This is a genomic window from Flavobacterium sp. (assembly GCF_030146175.1).
In the GTDB taxonomy this organism is placed as follows: domain Bacteria; phylum Bacteroidota; class Bacteroidia; order Flavobacteriales; family Flavobacteriaceae; genus Flavobacterium.
The window spans coordinates 20,119-36,048 of the sequence record NZ_JASLCE010000128.1; the positions used below are offsets into that span (position 1 = coordinate 20,119).

Here is a 15,930-nt window from a genome sequence, read left to right on the forward strand (position 1 = left end):
TTTTATTTTTTATTTGTTATTTTGGTTATTTGGGAGAAGCCTCGTTATTTAACGAGGTTTTTCTTTTTTAACCCTTTTCTGTGGTTCAAAAAAATGATTTAACGGACCATTCCCCTTTCCTATCGCAACATCGGCACCTTCCGATATTGCCCGATGTACATACTGTTGCGCCAGCCTAACGGCATCGGATAAGTTGTTCCCAAGTGCCAGATAACTCGCAATAGCCGCCGACAAGGTACAACCCGAACCATGCATATTGTTTGTCTCTATTTTTTCGGAAGTGTAGGTTGCTATCACACCTTGTTTATCGAATAAAAGAGATGTGAGTGCCTTAGTTGGCAAGTGCCCGCCTTTTAGTAATAAATACGGACAACCTTTTTGCATGATCATCGCTCCAGCGCTATGCATTTCCGTTACACTTGTAATTGGACTCCCTGTTAAAACGGCTGCTTCATCAAGATTGGGTGTGATAAGCGTCGCCAATGGAAACAGCTTGTCTACAATTTCGGTTATGGTTTCGGATTCAATCAAACGATGACCGCTGGTAGCGACCATTACCGGGTCGAATACCACCGGAATGTCCGGATATTCTCGAAGTATAGCCGCAATAACGGCTACGAGTTCCTGTGTATGCACCATTCCAATTTTGATTGCATCCGGACGAATATCTTCCAGTATCGTTTGCAATTGCAAGGCTACGATTTCAGGCGGAATGCTATGAATCGCTTTTACACCACCCGTATTTTGCACCGGAAGTGCCGTTAACACCGATGTAGGATAACATCCTAATGCATTGATTGTATTGGTGTCGCCCTGGATTCCGGCTCCACCACTTCCATCGAATCCGGCTATGGTTAAAACTACCGGATAGGTATATTTTGTATTCATACTATTACTATTGCTTCCTTCCCGAATAATAATTCGGTTTATTCCGATTGGTACTAAAATGGCAATAGTTGTCCCGATAAAGACAAATAAAAGAAGATAAACTTTTCCCTACGCCGGTGTTAACCGGATCAGGTTCAAAGGGACTCTCTCAATTCTTTTCAGAATACCCCTAAAGCCGTAGTAAATGTAGTAAAAAATAGAACTGTTTTTGGTTTTACTGCTAGAAGTCTTTTTTAATTAAAATTTTAAAAACGATAACCTATAAAAAGATGATATCCCGTTTCTTTATTTCTGGGAATCGAATAACTCAAACTGAGTTGGATACTTTTTGACTTATCTTCTAGTGTAATTGTTTTACTGATATGCTTAACAAAGTATTTATCTCCTTCTTCATTTGTATGTGTTCTATTATAACGTCCTAATGCTTCGTATTGCTTCGAAAGTTTATCATACACTTGAAGTAATTCCTCAAGCGTTTGAAATTTCAGATTTTGAACAACCTCATATTTTCCGTATTTTATCTCACTATTTTTTTGAATGATCTGAATTTCTCCGGTTACTATTTTGGATGCTATGGCTTTATTTTCCGTAAACTCCGTAAGCAATATGGTTGCTTTATCATCAAATTCCGGAATGTCTCTTACAAATTTTTCAAACGTAAGGTTGGAATTAGCAATCATTTTTTCGGGCGCTAATTCCAATTTAAGATTAAGGAACAATTTGCTTAATTCTTTATTTATATTGTCTTGTGCATGTACAAACGAATGACACGCGACTATTAAAATGACGGCTATTATTTTTTTCATATGGTTTAATGCCTTATTACTAAAAGACAGGTAAATTATTTGATCAAATTAAAAACGAAATTATTTTTTATTCGTTCGGGCTACTATCTTGATCTGATTCGTACCATTTTCTATTCCGATCTTTACCGGTTGCTGGTTATGGTAACTATTCGAAAGTTCTTCCAACAATTCGGTGAAATTTTCTTCTTTTTCAGACAAATAGAAAACCTGTGCACTAATTCCAAGGGCAACTCTGATATCGGCGTGTTCAGAATCTTTATCTATATCCATCACTACAATTGGATCATACCATACAAGCTCTGGACTGGTTTTGGTGCAGGATAGATTGAGCAGTAACAAAAGTATAAAAATGCAGTTTCTCATTTTGATAATTTTAAAAGAGTCTTTCAAAAATAATGCCTTTTATTAAATATTTCTCAATAAGAAGAAAAAATTAGCAAGATGGTTTTTACAAAGGTTTTGTTTTGTGGATTTCCGTAATAAATCCATGATAGATTGTGGTTCTTTTGCTTCAATAAAATCAAAAACATATGGAAGAAAAAACAACAACAGAAGAACAGGTTTATTATGAAGATGCTACTGTAACGGTTACGCAAGCCCGCTATATAGCAACCAATAAAACCTATGCGATGCGTAACGTTTCATCGGTGGTCGCTTTTAAAATTGTAAGAAGCCGTAAAACAGCTATAGCACTTGCAATTATGGGTATTTTAATGTTGATTTCAGGAGAAACCTTACGAATATACGGTATTGCTTTGGCTGTAATCGGTATTATATGGTATTTCCTGATCAAAGATGAATACGCGGTTCGTATCGGAACCAATGCCGGTGAAGCAAACAGTATTATTTCAACTGACGAAACGTATATCAAAAAAATCGTTTCCGCTTTAAATCAGGCTATTGTCAACAGAGGATAATCATTATTAGCTGGTTACCTTCTAACTAAAAAAGATAAAGCCGCAGATGTGGCTTTATCTACTAACCGATTTATACAAAGTTTTTATATTGCAAAGCTGGTTTTTCGATATAATTCCATGATAAAAAGGCAAATAAATACGTAATCGGTAAACTTATTAATGTTAGCATTAATGGCGAAAAACAGCAATAATACATCAATGTTTGTTGTACTAAGAACCCATAAATATAGACTCCATAGGATATGTCGCCAATCCGATGCGGTACATAATTCAATTTTTTCGAATACGAAATACACACCAATAGAATTAGTATTGGTAGTACTATATACGATGTCGTTTTATAAAAATTAAAAAATAAAGATCCGATAAGCACTGTCAAAAGTCCAAGCTTTATATAGGGTTTGTTGATCTTTTTTAAGTTGAAATAACTTAGAATGGAGCCTCCCATAAAAAATGCGCCTAAACGATAAAACTGATCCGAATTCAAATATATTTTTGTAGATAGTTCATTAAATAACAGCGGATCATAATGGTTGGCAAAAACACAAAAAGACCAAATGGCAATTAGTAGCATCAATCCGATTCTCATTTTTCGAAATGGAAATAAAAGCAGAATAATAATATACATCGTAAATTCGTAGCTTAATGACCATAGGCTACCGTTTATCGCTCTGGGATACGGATTGGTTTCAAAAATCCCTTTTACATGATATTGTGCTCGATATAGCGTGATGTTTCTTCGAAAATAGGTAAAGTAATCTTTTTGAACAAAAAGATCCTTCCCTTCATATACTACAATTAATAGTAGCATGGTGATTACTAACATTACAAACAGTGCCGGAAAAAGCCGTAAATACCGCTTCCACATATAGCTGATCATCGTTTTACTATTTCGTAGGCTAATCATAATCAGGTAACCGCTAATAATAAAAAATCCTTCTACTGAGAAAGCACCTATATTTAGCTGCTTATCGGTCATTTGTTCAAATATTTCCGGATATCCGGCCAATGGATACGAATGTGAAAAAATCACCAGTGAGGCGAGTATCAGTCTTAAAAAATCGAAATTATTTTTTCTTTCCAAGGCATCGAATTTAAATTATTGCTAATGCCATTATTAATTACACTTTAACCAAGAATCGCAAAACGACACAATATTATAAATTTAATTCTCAAAAACAATAAAAATAATTTCACAAAGAATACTAAAAACTACATTTTGAACATTTATAATTATTTTACAACACCTAATAGTATAAGAGCTGTTCGCACAGACAAAATGCGACACAACTCAATTAAGTCTTTCAATAGTACCTCCTTTTAAAAAAGTATTGGCGTCAAAAAATATTTTATCTATTTCTCTGCTAAATGATTTGCTCTCCGGATCCTGAGAATAATCCGGGTTATTAAGAGCTACAAAGCGAATTACACCACCTTCGACATCTTTATAAAAATCGAAAACACTAAATTTTTCGAACGAATATTGAAATAACAACTGATTATCAATTTGTTTTTGGGAGCTATTGCCATATTTCTTTTTTACGTCAGCCGTAGTCAAGCCTTTATAATAAAATCCCAGGATATTGGAAAAAGTCGGTTGAAACGTATACATGAACAACATTTGCTCTGTTGGTTTTTGCGTCATCCGATAGCGTAATAGTCGCTTCATTTCCGGATTTTTAAAAAAGATATATTCCGGTTCAATCTTATTGAAAACATAGTCGGCATAAGTATAAAAATCAAGCTTCTGTTGACGTTTATCAAAAGACAATACAAACTTATTGTATTGGTAGGGTTTGTCGGTTTCTACTTTTTGTTGTCCACCTAAGTAATAATAATTGGCACATCCGGCTAACAGGAATAAAAAAGTTAGCGATACAATTTTTAATAATCCTTTCATTTTTATAATCTGGTAAAGTATATCGTAAAGCTACAGAATTAAATCGGTACGTAATTATTTTATTTCCTATTGTAGAGAAATAAAAAATAATAGCGCTTATCTTTTACTTTCCGGTCTTATTCAAAATAAGGATCAATAAAATAGAAATCATTACTAAAGAGTATTTAATATATATCAAATAGTTTCACACCTGACAGGTTTTGAAAACCTGTCAGGTGTATATACCTTTCACTCCTTACTTATTTTCCTTCTTTCCTCCAGGAAACAAATCACAAAGTATAATCACCATCATCCCTAAAACCTGAATGGTTGTGGTTGCTAATAAAGTGATCAATACGGAATCGCTGAGTTTATAGGTTGCAGTATTTCCCGTAAGTAGTAAAATAACCGATAAAAGCCAAAATGTGATTAGTATGGTAAAAACCTTGGCTAGGATATTTCTTAAATCAGTTGTTTCGTCGTATCGCCTTTTTACGGAGTTAAATAAGGTATTATTTTCATTTTCGGCTCGGGTGGTATCCAATTCAATTGGAAACCGGGTCACACTAAAATTATAGATGCCCATTACTCAAGCAGCTTCTTATAATATTCTTTGATTAAAGGATCCGGAATTATTAGATTTTCTCCTTTTGGGTAGGTTTCAGACCAAGGTGTTCCGTCTTTATGGGTAAGTGCGCTCAGATATATTCCGTCTTTTTGCCCGTATATTTCCCAAACTTTATCTAAAAACCGGGCGTCTTCATCTGTGATTATTTCGGTTGAATGACAATTGACTGGTTCTTTGACAAAACTTTTACCGTGCTGTTTTAAGTTATAATATAAAGAAGGAAAAACCGGACCATACCGCCATGCCTGCGGTTTTTCATTAACCAATGGCTCTTTATCCTCAAAGGTTTCCAAATACCATCCATAAGAAACATAAACCAGTTTTATCAATTTTAAAGGTGTAAGTTCTCCAGTTGTGGCATATTTTTTAATAAAGTAGTTGGCAATGGTTGCGGCACTATAACTCATGGCGGCTGTATTTTAAAGGTTTTATGGCTAATACTATATAGAACCTAATTTACGTCTTTTCCAAAGTTTTTACAATTTATTTTCCATATCTACTCGCTTTTGTCCTTTCTTGACGCTCCTACACCGGACAGGTTTTGGAAATCTGTAGGTGTGGTGGAAATACAACAAAAAAGCCTCCAATTGGAGGCTTATTAGATTAATTATCTTCTATTTTTCGACGTTGTCTTTCGTTTTTAAGCAACGTTAACTCTCTGCTGGTTTGTCCGGCTACCGAAGTGTTTTCTTCGGCACGACGAATCAGGTAGGGCATCACGTCACGAACCGGACCGAATGGTAAATATTTCGATACGTTAAAATCGTTTGCCGCCAGGTTATAACTGATATTGTCACTCATTCCGTATAACTGACCAAAGAATACACGGGAATCGTGTTTTGGAATATGGTGTTCTTCCATTAACTGCATTAAACGATAGGAACTGTTTTCGTTATGCGTACCGGCAAAAATCGCCATCATATCAATATTCTCGATCATATACTGGATCGCGTTGTCGTAATTGATATCCGTAGCTTCTTTCGATTCGCAAATAGGTGATTTATATCCTTTTTCCTCGGCACGTTTGTTTTCTTTCTCCATATACGCTCCGCGAACAATCTTCATCCCAATATGGAACCCTTCGGCTTTTGCTTCTGCGTGTAGTTTTTTCAGGTAATCCAGACGATCCCAACGATACATTTGTAACGTATTATAGATAATCGCCTTTTCTTTGTTGTATTTACGCATCATATCGGCAACCAACTCATCGGCAGCATCCTGCATCCAACTTTCTTCACCGTCAATCAATAATGCCACATCTTTTTCGTAAGCCGTACGACAAACTTTTTCAAAACGTGCTACTACTCTATCCCATTCAGCTTGCTCTTCCGGGCTTAACTGTTTTTTCTCACCTAATTTTTCATATAGGAAAAAACGTCCCAATCCGGTTGGTTTAAATACCGCAAACGGAATTGCCTCGCGCTCTTTTGCAAATTCGATCGTTTTTAACGTCATTTCCAAAGCCGCATCAAACTGTGCTTCGTCTTCTTTTCCTTCAACGGAATAATCCAAAACGGAAGTCACGCCTTTGGTAAACATTTTGTCCACTACTTTCAGACAGTCATCTTCACTGACACCACCACAAAAATGATCAAATACCGTAGCCCGGATTAATCCTTCTACCGGTAAATGGGCCTTTAAGGCAAAGTTAGTCACCGCGGTTCCTATTTTTACCAAAGGTTCATTATCAATCATTTTAAAAAGAAAATAAGCTCGATCAAGCTCCGTGTCACTTTTTAGTGCAAAAGCAACCTGTGTGTTGTTAAATATTTTTTCCATTGTCGTTTGAAAATCTATGTGCAAATATAGCCACAGTTTAAGAATATATCATAAAAAATGACGATTTTTGCCATTGAATTATCAACTTTACAAACGATGCAAACAATCCAGGCGAACGGTTATTCCATCTATTTTAACGAAAACTGCTATACATTTTTAAGTGAAACGCTTCATAAAGATGCGTATTCGAAAATTTTTATCGTAGTCGACAGTGAAACAGCAAATTACTGTATGCCGGATTTTTTAGCCAATCTTGCTACCGAAATCCCGATTGAGATCATCGAATTCGAAGCCGGCGAAGTCTATAAAAACATCGAAACCTGTACGCATATCTGGCAGGCGCTAACCGAATTGGGTGCCGATCGCAAGAGTGTTATTATTAATGTAGGCGGTGGCGTAGTAACCGATTTAGGCGGATTTGTCGCGTGTACCTATAAAAGAGGAATCGATTTTATTAATGTACCGACAACCCTATTGGCGATGGTCGATGCTTCGGTTGGTGGAAAAAACGGTGTTGATCTTGGAAATCTTAAAAACCAAGTAGGTGTGATTCAGAATCCGATTGCGGTTTTAATCGATACCCATTATCTGAGAACCTTACCGCAAAGTCAGATGCGTTCCGGATTGGCCGAAATGCTTAAACACGGGTTGATTCAGGATCGCGCCTATTGGACTAAATTCGGAGATCTTTCCAGTCTGGATACCGACGATTTAAATGAATTGATTCATCAATCGGTCATCATTAAAAATAATGTAGTGACTCAGGATCCAACGGAAAAAGGATTACGCAAAGCTTTGAATTTCGGACATACCTTAGGACACGCGATCGAAAGTTATTTTCTTGAAAACGAAAACAAGGAAACGCTCCTTCACGGCGAAGCTATCGCTATCGGAATGATACTGGAAAGCTATTTATCACTTGAAAAAGAACTGTTGACCGAAAACGAATATCAGGAAATAAAAAGTATAATTGCCGATATTTATCCGACGGTTCCGTTTACCGAAAAGGACATCGAAAATTGTATCGATTTACTGATTCACGACAAGAAAAATGAATTCGGAAAAGTGAAGTTTGCACTTTTAAACGGAATCGGTGCTGTAAAAATCGACGAAGAGATCGAAAATGACCTGATTTATAAGGCTTTTGACGATTATAAAAACTAAGATTTTTTTAATAAAAATTGTTTTTAAAAACGAGCTATTATTTTTTACATTTGTCGCGATGAAAAATAGTCAGAATCCTCACATCCCCAACAGCGGAAACACCCGGAAAAACAGATCCTTGTCCAAAATGCAACGGATTATTTTTTCTATTAAAAGTGTCCGCAATTTTGACATTTTCCTTTTTACCAATCCACTGCATGAAAAATTGCAGATTATGTACGCTAATATTAGAGTTTGAAAAGTGCGTTATACTAAGGAATCTTTTTTTAAAGAATTTATTATTATAACCTAAAAAGCACTTATTAAAATGAACACAAAATATTACGACCTGATCAATCAGACTTTCTATTTCCCTCAGGAGGAATTTACATTAAATAAAGACAACCTTCAGTTTCACAACATCGATTTGATGAAATTGGTTGAACAATACGGTACGCCGTTAAAGTTTACGTATTTGCCACAGATTTCCAACAACATTAATAAAGCCAAAGGATGGTTCCGTAAGGCTATGGAAAAACACAAATACGAAGGAAAATATTACTATTGCTATTGCACCAAAAGTTCGCACTTCGAATTTGTGATGAACGAGGCATTTAAAAACAATATCCATATCGAAACGTCTTCGGCTTTCGACGTGAATATCGTGGAAAACCTAATGGAGCAAGGTAAAATCAACAAAAACACTTATGTTGTTTGTAACGGTTTTAAACGCGAACAATATATTGATAATATTGCAAAACTGATCAACAATGGTCATTCGAAAACGATTCCGGTAATCGACAATTATGAAGAATTGGATTTATTACAGGAAAAAATCGAAGGTAAATTTAAAATCGGTATCCGTATTGCGGCTGAGGAAGAACCGAAATTCGAGTTCTATACCTCTCGTTTGGGAATCGGTTATAAAAACATTGTTCCGTTTTACAGAAAACAAATTCAGGAAAACAAGAATGTGGAACTAAAAATGTTACACTTCTTTATCAACACCGGTATCCGCGATACGGCCTACTACTGGAATGAGCTTTTAAAATGTATGAAAGTATACATCGCGTTAAAAAAAGAATGCCCTACTTTGGACAGTCTTAATATTGGCGGTGGTTTCCCTATTAAAAATTCATTGGCTTTCGAATACGATTATGAATATATGATCAGCGAAATCCTAAACCAAATCAAAATTGCATGTGATGATGCCGATGTTCCGGTACCACACATCTTTACCGAGTTTGGTTCGTTTACCGTTGGAGAATCCGGAGGCGCGATTTACCAGGTATTGTATCAGAAACAACAAAATGACCGTGAAAAATGGAACATGATCGATTCGTCTTTCATTACCACTTTACCGGATACATGGGCAATTAACAAGCGTTTTGTAATGATGGCGGTGAACCGTTGGAACGATACTTACGAACGGGTATTATTAGGCGGACTAACCTGCGACAGCGACGATTATTACAATTCCGAACAACATATGAACGCGGTTTACCTTCCGAAATACAACAAAGAAAAACCATTGTATATCGGTTTCTTTAATACCGGAGCGTATCAGGAGACAATCGGTGGTTTCGGAGGACTACACCACTGTCTGATTCCGCAACCAAAACACATCCTTATTGACCGCGACGAAAATGGTATTGTTGCTACCGAAGTATTTTCGGAACAGCAAACAGCCGACGAGGTGTTGAAGATTTTAGGGTACGAGAAAAAAGAAAAATAAATTCAGTATGTTTGACTTTTCTACAAAAAGCAGACATTAACTTTAAATAATTAAGAAATGAGTAAAGGACCAATCAGTCAGTTTATTGAAAAGTATTATTTACATTTCAACTCTGCGACGGTAGTTGATGCGGCCAAAGCCTACGAAGCGCAACTACAGAACGGTGCAAAAATGATGGTGACATTAGCCGGAGCTATGAGTACAGCAGAATTAGGAAAGATTTTTGCTGAAATGATCCGTCAAGATAAAGTACAAATCATCTCCTGTACAGGAGCCAACCTGGAAGAGGATATCATGAACCTTGTAGCGCACTCACACTACGAGCGTGTTCCAAACTACCGTGATTTAACACCTCAGGAGGAATGGGATTTATTGGAAAGAGGTTTGAACCGTGTAACGGATACTTGTATTCCGGAGCACGAAGCCTTCCGTCGTTTACAAAAACATATCCACAAAATCTGGAAAGATGCTGAAGATGCCGGAGAGCGTTATTTCCCGCACGAATTCATGTATAAAATGTTACTTTCAGGATGTCTGGAAGAATATTACGAAATCGACTTAAAAGACAGCTGGATGTATGCTGCGGCAGAGAAAAACCTACCAATTGTTGTTCCGGGATGGGAAGACAGTACCATGGGGAATATCTTCGCGTCCTACGTGATTAAAGGCGAATTAAAAGCAACGACCATGAAATCGGGTATCGAATACATGACGTTCCTTGCCGACTGGTATACAAAAAATAGCGACAAAGGCGTTGGTTTCTTCCAAATTGGTGGTGGTATTGCCGGTGACTTCCCTATTTGTGTGGTTCCGATGTTGTACCAGGATATGGAAATGCACGATGTACCTTTCTGGAGTTACTTCTGTCAGATCTCCGATTCGACCACAAGTTACGGTTCGTATTCCGGAGCAGTTCCAAATGAAAAAATCACTTGGGGTAAATTAGATATCAACACACCAAAATTTGTAATCGAATCGGATGCAACTATCGTGGCACCGCTTATTTTTGCTTATCTATTGGATATGTAATTTTTAATGTTTGCCCTAAAAAAAACAGGATTTTTTATTTGAAAATACGTTTTAGGATATTACATTTGAAACAACAACAAGCATTAAAAAACAACGAATGAAAAGAGTAATTGTAGATTACGCTAAATTAACAAATGAAATCTTAACGCTCCTAGTTGAGAAATTTCCCGACGGATACGATGATTCTGATGTTATCCGTTTTAAAAATGCTAAGAATGAAACAGTTGAAGCAGTTGAAGTACGAACTGAAGATACGATCTACTTAGTAAAAGTAAGTACTAAGCTTGCAGACAGAATTGAAAACTTCGACGATGATGAAGATGATATCTCAGCAGAAGATACATTAGACATCAAAGGACTTGACATCGAAGATGGCGAGGATGACGACGCTAAAAAGACGAAACCATCCAAACCTAAAAAATCTCAGGATGACGGAGATGAGGATGATGAAGATGATGAGGACTACGATGACGAGGACGATGATGAAGATCGCGATTATGACGAGGACGACGACGAAGACGACGATGAAGAGTAAGCCTTTCGGATTACAAACAAAAACCCATATAAAAAATCCCGGTTAGAAATAATCGGGATTTTTTTATTTTAAATCAAATCAATAATTGAAAAATCGGATTAGCACTACTACACTACTCTGGTGTATAAAAAGCAATGGTATTCTTTTCGATTTACAGATCGATACTATTTGAATAGGAAATAGAATATAGAAATTGATTCGGCAAAGTTTGCCAAAGGTAAAACGGATCTTATAACAGTCCGTTATATTTCCGAACAAACCATTCTACCGCAAGGCTTACGATTAAAATGATCAATAAACCTTTCCAATCGATTAAAGGCGATTGTGTGATTACGGCTTTTTGCACCGGAACATAATTCGGATTTTCGGACAAAGCTTTAATTAAAGCGTCCACCTGATTCGGATAATACGTTTTACCGTTCGTATTCGCAGCCAATTGTGTTAATCGCGCTACATCCGGATTTACGAATTGTTTTTCGATTTCAAAATCCAATACTTCAAAGTTTCCGCTATACGATGTTTTGGATTGGTTTTCTTTTACTACAAATCCATACTGACCTGCTTCAAGTCCGTCCAGGTTTACTTTGTATTCGCCATTCCCTTTTAGGAAGTCGTAATTTTTAACCGCATTGGTCTTTTTATTTTTTAACTGAATCGTAAGACGGGCATTTTCGTCGAACTCGTAGTTTTTATTAAAATATTGTGCTGAAATTTCGATGGTTTCACCGGAATTATAAAAACTTTCGTGTTGTACAACCAACGATTTTTTTAAGGCATTTGAAGCCAGAAATTGTATCGTTTTATCGATAAAAATATCGAATTGCTCAAACGATTTTGTTTTTAGATGACTTTCGACACGCCATTTCCAAATGTTTTCACCAAAAAGATAGGCATTCCGTTTCGCACCGTTTTCGGTAAAAACCAATAGCGGATTTCCGGATACAATGTTGCGGATTCGGGATTGCAATAAAACATTCGCATTACCGGTAAGGGTTATCGTACCAAATGGATTTTGCAACGGTGGCATTTGTTCAAAACCAATATTATCCAGAGCAAAGGCATTAAACTGCGGATTAAAATCGGCTGAGAAATCTTCTTTCTGACTACCCATTCTAAATTGAACTGCCGATTGCGATTGGTTTAACAGATTAAAATCCGTTTGCAAACCGGTGATCGTCCAGGTATTTAATTGCAGGTTTTTATTTAATTCCAACAGCTTTTTAAAATCCGTGTTAGGCTGATACAAAACCAAAACATTATAATCGTTTAACGAATTGATTTCGTCTGGATTAACGATCGTTACTTTACGTTGTTGATTCGATTCAATGGCACGTTTTAACGCTCCTAAATCGGGATGATTTAAAGACGAAACCAACGCAATTTCCGACCGTTGATCGATAACTTCTACCGCAAAATTCTTAGTGTTATTGTATTTATTTTTTTCGTTTTCGGCCAACGTAATGACTGCTTTATAGGTCTGTACGCCTACTTTATCTGCATTAAGCAAAACCGAAACCACCTGTGCTTTTTTAGACGGGCCAAAAGTTACATTTTGTTTGTATACCGTTCCATTCCCTTGTTGGATACTAAAAACGGCATTGACATTTTTGGTTCCGCTATATTGTAAAAAGACTTCAACCGGGAATTTATTTTTTAGAAACGCATATTTATTCACATTCAACTGGTTGATTTTTAAATCCAGGAATGTCGTCGTATCACCTAATACTAACGGAAAAACGGTTGTATTTTGCTGAAAACTGTAAACATAATCATTTCCAATCGTCTGATTACCATCAGTCAGTACTACTACCGGATAATTCTGATTGCGGTAAAATTGCTTTAAATTTTGAGCCACCAGATCGATATGCGTTTGTTTCCCTTTAAAATCAAGTTGTTTTCCGGCTGAAAAATCGGCATCGAAAGTATACCGTTGTACGTCGTATTTCTCTTTTAAAACACTGTTTTCTGCTATTTTTTCGGATAATGATTTGGCCAGATCGCCCTGTTTCAGCTCCTGAATCGATTGGGAATTATCGACAATTACCGGCAAAGGTGTTTTTACATCCTGATAGGTTTTTCGGGAAATAACCGGATTGATCAGTAATATAAAAATAGCGAGCAACGTCAGAAAACGTAAAAAAGCCAGAAACAGGTGTATTTTCGACCTGTTCCCGGCTTTGTATAAGTATTGGTAAAACGCTAAACCAAAAGCAACACTAATAGCTAATATCAGCAATACAATTGTAGATGTTGTCATTATATATTCGCTATTAAACTTTTTATTTTTAAGGTTTTACATTATTTTAATTAAATGATTATGTTAACATTCCTCCGTCAACATTCAACACCTGACCCGTTACGTAAGCACTCAAATCACACGATAAGAAAACACACGCATTGGCTACATCTTCCGGAGTTCCACCTCTTTTCAATGGAATGTTTTCTCTCCATCCTTTTACAACGTCTTCGTTTAATTTGGCAGTCATTTCTGTTTCGATGAATCCCGGTGCAATTACGTTACAACGGATATTACGAGAACCTAACTCCAAGGCTACCGATTTTGAGAAACCGATTACACCAGCTTTAGAAGCCGCGTAGTTGGTTTGTCCCGCGTTACCTTTTACTCCAACCACCGAACTCATATTGATAATAGAACCCGCACGGTTTTTTAGCATAATCTTCTGAACCGCTTTCGTCATGTTGAAAACCGATTTTAAGTTTACATCGATTACGCTGTCGAAATCCTCTTCCGAAATACGCATTAAAAGGTTGTCTTTTGTAATTCCCGCGTTATTGATCAGAATATCAACATTTCCGAATTCTGCAATTACATCATCTACTAATTTTTGTGCTTCATTAAAATCGGCTGCATTTGACTGATATCCTTTTGCTTTTACACCCAAAGCCATTAATTCGTTTTCTAAAGCTTTTGCCGCTTCGGCAGAAGCACTATAAGTAAAAGCTACATTAGCACCTTGTTTTGCAAATACTTCGGCAATTCCTCGTCCGATTCCTCTACTTGCACCTGTGATGATTGCGGTTTTTCCTTCCAGTAATTTCATATTAAGATTAAGTTTGTTTATTTGAAATAAGTAACAAATATAACAATTCGGTTTTTAATCTATCCGTAATACCGCTAAACTTTAAAGAATTTATTGGTTAATCGGTCCCAATAACGACTATAGATCGCTATAAGTGTAAACATAAACAGAAAGACCACATACCAGGTATTTCCGATCAGATCGAAAAAGCCAAGTTTTCCGCCGGCAAAGTTCAGTAATAACAGTACCTGCGCGCCATAGGGCAATATCCCTTGCACCACACAGGAAAAAATATCGAGTATGGTCGCTGTTTTACGCGGACTCAAATGGTATTCGTCGTTGATTTCTTTAGCAATACTTCCTGTAATCACTATCGATACCGTATTATTCGCAATCGCAAGGTTTACAAAACTCACCAGTGCACCGATTCCCAATTGTGCCGATCGCTTGTTTTTTACTCTTGCTTTGACTGTTTTTAGTACGTAATTGATCCCTCCTGCCTGTTCTACAAGCGCGGCCAATCCTCCGGTTAACATCGATAACAGGAAAATATCGGTCATACTGGTAAATCCTTCGTACACAATTTTTGTAAAATCCAATAGCGCAAAATCAGCGCCTACTAACCCTATGATTCCGGCCACCACAATACCGGTGAGCAGTGTTACAAAAACGTTTAATCCCATTACCGCCAAAACGATAACCAACACATATGGTAGCAGGTTAATCCATTCGTACGTTCCTTTTTCGATAACCACTGTTGCCACTTCGCTGTTAAAACCGAAAAACAGCAATAATAAAATGGTGATCAACGCAGCCGGCAACGCGATAAAAAGATTGACTTTGAATTTATCTTTCATTTCACACCCTAACGATTGGGTTGCGGCAATGGTCGTATCGGAAATGATCGACAGGTTATCCCCTAACATCGCTCCTCCTAATAATGATCCGCCAATTAATGGTAGAGAAGCACCACTTTTATCAGCCAGACTTACCGCTATAGGCCCTAATGCCACTATTGCACCGACCGAAGTTCCGGTTGCTGTAGACAGAAAGGACGCAATCAGGAAAATTCCCAACGGAAAATATTCCGAATTGATATGATTGATTCCCAAATTCACAACCGAATCGACACCGCCCATAGCCTTAGTAACACTGGCAAAAGCCCCGGCCAACAGATAAATAAGACACATGGTCATGATTTTACTATCACCACATCCTTTGATCAAAGTGTCAACTTTATCCGAAATAGAAGGTTTAAACAACAGAAAGGCTGTAATGATTCCCGTTAACACCGCTACCGGCGACGGAAAAGCATAAAAATCATCCAGAAGTATTCCGGCTCCTAAAAAAGTAAAAATAAATACGAATAACGGCAGTAACGCTAACGCGCCGCTTTTTGTTTTGTTTTTTTTCATCATCGATTGCTTAGAAATTAAATAAGCTCACGAGACAAGCAAAACTGGATTAGAAAAGTGTGTGTGAAAAATAACAACATTTTTTCCAACAGAATTGGCTTATCGTTTTAGCACCTTGCTTGTTGTTGCAGGTTG

16 protein-coding genes and 1 riboswitch are annotated in these 15,930 nt (G+C 36.9%); of the genes, 5 read left to right on the forward strand and 11 right to left on the reverse strand.

The features are described 5' to 3' along the window. Positions 1-48 precede the first annotated feature (48 nt). The 3 genes from thiD to Q1R07_RS14510 form a co-directional block, all read right to left on the reverse strand. A complete protein-coding gene (gene thiD / locus Q1R07_RS14500; RefSeq protein WP_300491630.1) occupies positions 49-888 on the reverse strand; it encodes a bifunctional hydroxymethylpyrimidine kinase/phosphomethylpyrimidine kinase in 840 nt (279 codons plus the stop codon). An 88-nt stretch (positions 889-976) separates the two neighbouring features. Continuing rightward, a riboswitch (TPP riboswitch) is annotated at positions 977-1,069 on the reverse strand. A 64-nt stretch (positions 1,070-1,133) separates the two neighbouring features. Beyond that, on the reverse strand, positions 1,134-1,694 hold the full coding sequence (locus tag Q1R07_RS14505) for a hypothetical protein (protein WP_300491631.1): 561 nt from the start codon (positions 1,692-1,694) through the stop codon (positions 1,134-1,136). Positions 1,695-1,754: 60 nt separating this feature from the next. After that, on the reverse strand, positions 1,755-2,057 hold the full coding sequence (locus Q1R07_RS14510; RefSeq protein WP_300491633.1) for a hypothetical protein: 303 nt from the start codon (positions 2,055-2,057) through the stop codon (positions 1,755-1,757). A gap of 167 nt (positions 2,058-2,224) precedes the next feature. On the opposite strand from Q1R07_RS14510, the gene Q1R07_RS14515 reads away from it, so the two are divergent. After that, positions 2,225-2,611, forward strand: a complete 387-nt coding sequence (locus Q1R07_RS14515; protein ID WP_300491635.1) for a DUF6232 family protein — start codon at positions 2,225-2,227, stop codon at positions 2,609-2,611. Positions 2,612-2,681: 70 nt separating this feature from the next. On the opposite strand, the gene Q1R07_RS14520 is transcribed toward Q1R07_RS14515, so the two are convergent. The 5 genes from Q1R07_RS14520 to Q1R07_RS14540 all read right to left on the reverse strand — a co-directional run bounded on the left by Q1R07_RS14520 (position 2,682) and on the right by Q1R07_RS14540 (position 6,897). Beyond that, positions 2,682-3,695 (reverse strand): acyltransferase, encoded by a 1,014-nt coding sequence (locus tag Q1R07_RS14520; RefSeq protein ID WP_300491637.1) that lies wholly within the window; start codon positions 3,693-3,695, stop codon positions 2,682-2,684. 207 nt (positions 3,696-3,902) lie between these two features. Continuing rightward, positions 3,903-4,511 carry a hypothetical protein gene (locus Q1R07_RS14525; RefSeq protein ID WP_300491639.1) on the reverse strand — a complete coding sequence of 203 codons (609 nt, stop codon included), beginning with the start codon at positions 4,509-4,511 and terminating at the stop codon, positions 3,903-3,905. Positions 4,512-4,746: 235 nt separating this feature from the next. Further along, the gene (locus Q1R07_RS14530) at positions 4,747-5,076 is read right to left on the reverse strand and encodes a hypothetical protein (protein WP_300491641.1); all 330 of its coding nucleotides are present in this window, start codon (positions 5,074-5,076) and stop codon (positions 4,747-4,749) included. Then, positions 5,076-5,525: a type II toxin-antitoxin system antitoxin SocA domain-containing protein gene (locus tag Q1R07_RS14535; RefSeq protein ID WP_300491643.1), complete on the reverse strand. Its 450-nt coding sequence runs from the start codon at positions 5,523-5,525 to the stop codon at positions 5,076-5,078. Before Q1R07_RS14535 ends, Q1R07_RS14530 begins: the two co-directional genes overlap by 1 nt. Before the next feature lie 196 nt (positions 5,526-5,721). Further along, entirely contained in the window at positions 5,722-6,897 is a 1,176-nt protein-coding gene (locus Q1R07_RS14540; protein WP_300491645.1) for a proline dehydrogenase family protein, read from the reverse strand. 96 nt (positions 6,898-6,993) lie between these two features. Between Q1R07_RS14540 and aroB the strand changes: the two genes are divergently transcribed. The 4 genes from aroB to Q1R07_RS14560 all read left to right on the forward strand — a co-directional run bounded on the left by aroB (position 6,994) and on the right by Q1R07_RS14560 (position 11,339). Further along, complete coding sequence (aroB, locus tag Q1R07_RS14545) at positions 6,994-8,061, forward strand: 3-dehydroquinate synthase (protein WP_300491655.1); 1,068 nt, start codon at positions 6,994-6,996, stop codon at positions 8,059-8,061. A 307-nt stretch (positions 8,062-8,368) separates the two neighbouring features. After that, on the forward strand, positions 8,369-9,775 hold the full coding sequence (locus tag Q1R07_RS14550) for an arginine decarboxylase (RefSeq protein ID WP_300491647.1): 1,407 nt from the start codon (positions 8,369-8,371) through the stop codon (positions 9,773-9,775). A gap of 57 nt (positions 9,776-9,832) precedes the next feature. Then, a complete protein-coding gene (locus Q1R07_RS14555; protein WP_136401406.1) occupies positions 9,833-10,804 on the forward strand; it encodes a deoxyhypusine synthase family protein in 972 nt (323 codons plus the stop codon). 97 nt (positions 10,805-10,901) lie between these two features. Beyond that, entirely contained in the window at positions 10,902-11,339 is a 438-nt protein-coding gene (locus tag Q1R07_RS14560) for a DNA primase (RefSeq protein ID WP_300491649.1), read from the forward strand. Between the two features lie 229 nt (positions 11,340-11,568). On the opposite strand, the gene Q1R07_RS14565 is transcribed toward Q1R07_RS14560, so the two are convergent. The 3 genes from Q1R07_RS14565 to Q1R07_RS14575 form a co-directional block, all read right to left on the reverse strand. After that, entirely contained in the window at positions 11,569-13,596 is a 2,028-nt protein-coding gene (locus Q1R07_RS14565; RefSeq protein WP_300491651.1) for a hypothetical protein, read from the reverse strand. Positions 13,597-13,654: 58 nt separating this feature from the next. After that, the gene (fabG, locus tag Q1R07_RS14570; RefSeq protein ID WP_300491653.1) at positions 13,655-14,401 is read right to left on the reverse strand and encodes a 3-oxoacyl-[acyl-carrier-protein] reductase; all 747 of its coding nucleotides are present in this window, start codon (positions 14,399-14,401) and stop codon (positions 13,655-13,657) included. Positions 14,402-14,475: 74 nt separating this feature from the next. Beyond that, a complete protein-coding gene (locus Q1R07_RS14575) occupies positions 14,476-15,795 on the reverse strand; it encodes a Na+/H+ antiporter NhaC family protein (RefSeq protein ID WP_300491657.1) in 1,320 nt (439 codons plus the stop codon). Between the last annotated feature and the right edge of the window lie 135 nt (positions 15,796-15,930).

Coding starts and splice junctions, on each gene's coding strand:
- Q1R07_RS14550 (WP_300491647.1), top strand. CDS start 8,369: ATGAACACAAAATATTACGACCTGATCAATCAGACTTTCTATTTCCCT.
- fabG (WP_300491653.1), bottom strand. CDS start 14,401: ATGAAATTACTGGAAGGAAAAACCGCAATCATCACAGGTGCAAGTAGA.
- Q1R07_RS14535 (WP_300491643.1), bottom strand. CDS start 5,525: ATGAGTTATAGTGCCGCAACCATTGCCAACTACTTTATTAAAAAATAT.
- Q1R07_RS14560 (WP_300491649.1), top strand. CDS start 10,902: ATGAAAAGAGTAATTGTAGATTACGCTAAATTAACAAATGAAATCTTA.
- Q1R07_RS14575 (WP_300491657.1), bottom strand. CDS start 15,795: ATGAAAAAAAACAAAACAAAAAGCGGCGCGTTAGCGTTACTGCCGTTA.
- Q1R07_RS14565 (WP_300491651.1), bottom strand. CDS start 13,596: ATGACAACATCTACAATTGTATTGCTGATATTAGCTATTAGTGTTGCT.
- Q1R07_RS14510 (WP_300491633.1), bottom strand. CDS start 2,057: ATGAGAAACTGCATTTTTATACTTTTGTTACTGCTCAATCTATCCTGC.
- Q1R07_RS14525 (WP_300491639.1), bottom strand. CDS start 4,511: ATGAAAGGATTATTAAAAATTGTATCGCTAACTTTTTTATTCCTGTTA.
- Q1R07_RS14515 (WP_300491635.1), top strand. CDS start 2,225: ATGGAAGAAAAAACAACAACAGAAGAACAGGTTTATTATGAAGATGCT.
- Q1R07_RS14555 (WP_136401406.1), top strand. CDS start 9,833: ATGAGTAAAGGACCAATCAGTCAGTTTATTGAAAAGTATTATTTACAT.
- Q1R07_RS14540 (WP_300491645.1), bottom strand. CDS start 6,897: ATGGAAAAAATATTTAACAACACACAGGTTGCTTTTGCACTAAAAAGT.
- aroB (WP_300491655.1), top strand. CDS start 6,994: ATGCAAACAATCCAGGCGAACGGTTATTCCATCTATTTTAACGAAAAC.
- Q1R07_RS14530 (WP_300491641.1), bottom strand. CDS start 5,076: ATGGGCATCTATAATTTTAGTGTGACCCGGTTTCCAATTGAATTGGAT.
- thiD (WP_300491630.1), bottom strand. CDS start 888: ATGAATACAAAATATACCTATCCGGTAGTTTTAACCATAGCCGGATTC.
- Q1R07_RS14505 (WP_300491631.1), bottom strand. CDS start 1,694: ATGAAAAAAATAATAGCCGTCATTTTAATAGTCGCGTGTCATTCGTTT.